The organism is Spirillospora sp. NPDC046719 (genome assembly GCF_040645715.1).
Lineage (GTDB): Bacteria > Actinomycetota > Actinomycetes > Streptosporangiales > Streptosporangiaceae > Spirillospora.
Genome location: NZ_JBEYYT010000619.1, coordinates 1 through 4,432 on the forward strand (window position 1 = coordinate 1; position 4,432 = coordinate 4,432).

The window sequence follows — 4,432 nt, forward strand, 5'->3', positions numbered from 1 at the left end:
CCCCGGGGGGGCCGGCGCCCCCGCGCGGCGCCCCGTGGCGGACTCGGCCGAGGCGGGGGGCGGTTGGGCACGGGGCCCGCGCCGGCGCCGCGGCGGGTGCGCGGCGCCCGGCGCCGGAGGGTGCCGTCCCGCGCGCGCGGACTCGGCCTCAACCTCATCGCGCTGCTGCTCGGCATCGGGCTCTGGGCGCTCCTCGCGGGCCTCGGCGTCCAGGGGCTGCCCGGCCCGGTCCGGGTGGCGCACCGCGCGGCCGAGCTGCTCGGCGACGGGACGCTGGAGGGCGACGCGCTGGCGAGCCTGCGCCGGGTGCTCCTCGGGTTCGCGCTGGGGACGGCCCTGGCGGTCCCGGCCGGCTTCCTGATGGGCTGGTACGGCGTCGCGCGCGGGCTGCTGGAGCCGTGGGTGCAGTTCTTCCGGACGATCCCGCCGCTGGCGATCATCCCGCTGGCCATCGTCGTGCTCGGCATCGGCGAGACGCCGAAGATCCTGGTGATCGCGCTGGGCGCCTTCCTGTCGTGCGTGATCTCTACTTTTCAGGGCGTGATAGGGGTGGATCCCACGCTGGTCAACGCGGCACGGGTGCTCGGCGCCGGGGACCGGGTCATCTTCACCCGCGTCGTCGTCCCGGCCTCGACGCCGTTCATCGTCGTCGGGATGCGGATCGGGCTCGGCTCGGCGTGGGCCACCCTGGTGGCGGCCGAGCTGATCGCCGCGCAGCAGGGGCTCGGCTTCCGGATGCAGCAGGCCCAGGTCTACTACGACCTCCCCACGATCTTCGTCGGGCTGATCACGATCGGCGTGCTCGGCCTGCTCATGGACCGGCTGCTGCTGCTCGCGGAGCGGCGGCTCGGCGGCTGGCAGGACCGCCGGTGAACGGGACGCGCCCGGAGGGCGCTCGAACGGGAAAGGCGGCCCCGCCCGGCGCCGCCAAGATCGAGTTCCGCGGGGTGGGGAAGGTCTACCCGGCCGCCGGCGGCGGGACCGACGTCACCGCGCTCGGCGGGGTGGACCTCGGCATCGCCGACGAGGAGTTCGTCACCGTCGTCGGCCCGTCCGGCTGCGGCAAGAGCACGCTGCTCGGCGTCGCCGCCGGGCTCGTCCCGCCGACCTCCGGCGAGGTCCTGGTCGACGGCCGCCCGGTCACCGGACCGGGCCCGGAACGCGGCGTGATCTTCCAGCAGTACGCGCTGTTCCCCTGGCTGACCGTGCGGGGGAACGTCGAGTTCGGGCTGAAGGTCGCCGGGGTGCCGCGGCGGGAGCGCCGGGCGCGGGCCGAGCACTTCATCGACCTCGTCGGGCTCGGCGACTTCGCCGACGCCCATCCGCGGACGCTGTCGGGCGGGATGCGGCAGCGCTGCGCGCTCGCCCGCGCCTACGCCGCCGAGCCGCGGATCCTGCTGATGGACGAGCCGTTCGGCGCCCTCGACGCGCTGACCCGCGTCCGCATGCAGGACCGGCTCCTCGGCATCTGGGGCCGGGAGCGCCGCACGGTCCTGTTCATCACCCACGACGTGGACGAGGCCGTCTACCTCGGCGGCCGGGTCGTCGTCATGGCCTCGCCGGGCCGCGTCCAGGAGGTCGTGGACGTCGGCCTGCCGCGCCCCCGCACCGAGGAGGTGCGGCTGTCCCCGGAGTTCGCGGAGATCCGCAACCGCATCTGGCATGCGGTCTACCACCAGGAAGGGAACACCACGTGAGGATGCGCACCGCGCTGGCGGGACTCGCCGCGGCCGTGCTGGCCCTGTCGTCGGCCGGCTGCGGCGGCGACGCGAAGGCCGGGTCCGGCGGGTCGGAGAAGGTCCGGTTCGGCTACATCGCCGACTTCAACGGCTCCAGCCTGCTCGCGATCGCCGAGAAGCAGGGGCTGTGGAAGAAGCAGGGCCTCAAGCCCGAGACGAAGGTGTTCACCAACGGCCCGCTGCAGATCCAGGCGCTCGGCGCCGGGGACCTGGACGCCGGCTACATCGGCCCCGGGGCGTTCTGGCTGCCCGCGTCCGGCAAGGCGAAGATCATCGCGATCAACGGGCTCGGGTTCGCCGACCACGTGATCGCCCAGCCGGGCCGCGGGATCCGCACGGTCGCCGACCTGAAGGGCAAGAAGGTCGGGGTGCCGGAGGGCACGTCCGGCGACATGATCCTGTCGCTCGCGCTGAAGCGGGCCGGGCTGACCGCCAAGGACGTGAAGAAGGTCGCGATGGACCCGACGACGATCGTGTCCGCGTTCGCCTCCGGCCAGATCGACGCGGCCGGCATCTGGTACCCGCTGATCGACACGATCAAGCAGCGCAAGCCGGACCTGGTCGACCTCGCCGGCGACCGCGACTTCTACCCGGCGATGAGCTTCCCCAACGCGTTCGTCAGCGCCCCCGACCTGCCGAGCCGCAAGCCCGAACTGGTCACCAAGCTGGACCGGGTGCTCCAGGAGGCCGCCGACTACCGCGCCGCGCACCTGGACGAGACGATCAAGCTGACCGCGGCGTTCATGAAGCTGCCCGTCGACAAGGTCAAGGCGGACGCCGCGAACGGCGAGTACCCGACGACCGCCGACCTCGTCGCCAAGACGCAGGACGGGACCGTCGCCAAGTGGCTGGACGGGCTGTCTGCCCTGTTCGCCGAGTCCGGGAAGCTGAAGTCCGTGCCGAAGGCCGACACCTACTACGCGGGCGACCTGTACGCGAAGGCGGCCGGCAAGTGACCGGAGCGGACGCGCCCCGCAACATCCTGTTCCTGATGACCGACCAGCACCGGGTCGACACGCTCGGCTGCTACGCGGCGGACGGCTCGGTGAGCACCCCGCACCTGGACGCCCTGGCGGCGGCGGGAACGCGCTTCGACCGGTCCTACACGCCGACCGCGATCTGCGCGCCCGCCCGGGCCAGCCTGCTCACCGGGTACGCGCCGTTCCGGCACAGGCTGCTCGCCAACCGGGAGCGCAACGTCGGCTACCTGGACGAGCTGGCCGACGGCCAGTTCACCTTCGCCGAACCGCTCGCCAAGGCCGGATACAACCTCGGCCTCATCGGCAAATGGCACGTCGGCGCCGAGCGGAGCGCGGGCCACTACGGCTTCGACGGCCCGCACCTGCCCGGCTGGCACAACCCGGTGGACCACCCCGACTACCTCGCCTACCTGGAGGAACGCGGGCTCCCCCCGTTCGCGATCACGAACCCGATCCGGGGGACGCTGCCGAACCGCAGGCCGGGCAACCTGCTCGCGGCGCGGCTGAGCCAGCCGCTGGAGGCGACGTTCGAGCACTACCTCGCCACCCGCGCGATCGAGCACCTGGAGCGGTACGCCGAGGACTACAGGACGGGCCGCCGCCCGTTCTTCCTCGCGACCCACTTCTTCGGACCGCACCTGCCGTACCTGCTCCCGGACGAGTACTACGACCGCTACGACCCGGCGGACGTCGAGCTGCCCGCGTCGGTGGCCGAGACGTTCGAGGGCAAGCCCGCCGTGCAGCGCCGGTACAGCGAGCTGTGGACCTACGACACGCTGCCGGAGGAGGTGTCCCGCGAGCTGATCGCCGTCTACCGGGGCTACGTCGCGATGATCGACCACGAGATCGGCCGCATCCTGGCCGCCCTCGCCGACCTCGGCCTCGACGGCTCGACGGCCGTCCTGTTCACCGCCGACCACGGCGAGTTCACCGGCGCGCACCGGCTGCACGACAAAGGCCCGGCCATGTACGAGGACATCTACCGCACGCCCGGAATCGTCCGGGTCCCCGGCGCGCCGGAGGGACGCGTCAGCGGCGAGTTCGTCGGGCTCATGGACCTGACCGCCACCATCCTCGACCTCGCCGGGCAGGACACGGCCCCGGCGGTCGACGGGCGCAGCGTCCTGCCGCTGGTCGAGGGGCGCGACGTCCCGTGGCGGCGGGAGTGCGTCGCCGAGTTCCACGGCCACCACTTCCCCTACCCGCAGCGGATGATCCACGACGGCCGGTACAAGCTCGTGGTCAACCCGGAGTCCCGCGACGAGCTGTACGACCTGGACGCCGACCCGCACGAGCTGCTCAACCGCGTCGACCACCCCGAGCTCGCGGACGTCCGGCGCCGCCTCACCCGCCGGCTCTACGAGCTGCTGGTGGAGCGCGGCGACAACTTCCACCACTGGATGAGCGTGATGTCCGACACCGGGCCGCTCGACCACGACCCGACGCTCTCGGCGTTCGAACGCGGCGCCGGCGTGTACGGAAAGGAGACCTGAGGACCGCGGCCCGCCCCGGCGGGGGGACGGCCGTCAGCGCTGGACGGGCGTGACGCGGCGGCCGTCCGCTCCGAACAGCAGCATCCGGTCGAGGTTCACCGTCAGCGCCACGTGGTCGCCGCGGTTCGGGCGCTGGCCCGGGTTCGCGCGGAAGATCAGGTCGGAGCGGCGGTGGTGGCCCTCGTGCTCCTCCGCCCGGCCGGGCTCGCCGGACGGGCGG

Annotated in this window: 4 protein-coding genes and 1 pseudogene; 4 read left to right on the top strand and 1 reads right to left on the bottom strand. The window is 73.2% G+C overall.

Annotated elements, in window-relative coordinates; all coding sequences use genetic code 11:
* The first annotated feature begins 63 nt into the window (after positions 1–63).
* Genes ABZ914_RS47345 through ABZ914_RS47360 form a run of 4 tightly spaced genes read left to right on the top strand, consistent with a single transcriptional unit; the run spans position 64 to position 4,212 of the window.
* The gene (locus ABZ914_RS47345; RefSeq protein WP_500201194.1) at positions 64–873 is read left to right on the top strand and encodes an ABC transporter permease; all 810 of its coding nucleotides are present in this window, start codon (positions 64–66) and stop codon (positions 871–873) included.
* On the top strand, positions 870–1,697 hold the full coding sequence (locus tag ABZ914_RS47350; protein ID WP_500201195.1) for an ABC transporter ATP-binding protein: 828 nt from the start codon (positions 870–872) through the stop codon (positions 1,695–1,697). The genes ABZ914_RS47345 and ABZ914_RS47350 overlap by 4 nt, the downstream gene beginning before the upstream one ends.
* 2 nt (positions 1,698–1,699) lie before the next feature.
* Positions 1,700–2,695 carry an aliphatic sulfonate ABC transporter substrate-binding protein gene (locus ABZ914_RS47355; protein ID WP_500201197.1) on the top strand — a complete coding sequence of 332 codons (996 nt, stop codon included), beginning with the start codon at positions 1,700–1,702 and terminating at the stop codon, positions 2,693–2,695.
* Positions 2,692–4,212 carry a sulfatase family protein gene (locus ABZ914_RS47360; protein WP_500201196.1) on the top strand — a complete coding sequence of 507 codons (1,521 nt, stop codon included), beginning with the start codon at positions 2,692–2,694 and terminating at the stop codon, positions 4,210–4,212. Before ABZ914_RS47355 ends, ABZ914_RS47360 begins: the two co-directional genes overlap by 4 nt.
* Before the next feature lie 33 nt (positions 4,213–4,245).
* Here the strand turns inward: ABZ914_RS47360 and ABZ914_RS47365 are convergent.
* Positions 4,246–4,432 (bottom strand): annotated as a pseudogene (locus ABZ914_RS47365) (ABC transporter ATP-binding protein); the annotation flags it as partial.